We start from the raw sequence: 274 nt of genomic DNA, 5'->3' as shown, positions 1-274 counted from the left end.
CTTCATTTGAATTTAGGAGAATTTACTTTTAAACCAGGTAAGCTTAAGCTGGAATTGTGTAAAACGAATAAAAAGAAAATAGCTAATATAGTGGATTTCTCTAATGCTTCGGTAAACTTAAATCATGCTGCCATTAACGACTTAACTTTTAGCATACCTCTTAAAGCAAGATATGGTGATGAAATTAAAACAAATCACGTTACTAAGCTAATCAATGAATGGTACCTAGTCAAAGCAACTTTCTTGAACCGTACAGAATACTATGTAATTGACA

Annotated in this window: 1 protein-coding gene; it reads left to right on the top strand. The window is 31.4% G+C overall.

The window, feature by feature from the left end; genetic code table 11:
- Positions 1 to 274, top strand: a 274-nt coding sequence (locus SB822_RS56970) for a hypothetical protein (RefSeq protein ID WP_410859089.1), incomplete at both ends; no start/stop codon positions are given.

The sequence above is a fragment of the Paraburkholderia sp. SIMBA_054 genome (assembly GCF_046534875.1).
Lineage (GTDB): Bacteria > Pseudomonadota > Gammaproteobacteria > Burkholderiales > Burkholderiaceae > Paraburkholderia > Paraburkholderia hospita.
Note: the sequence above shows the minus strand (reverse complement) of the source record. Positions and strands in the feature narration are given on the sequence as shown.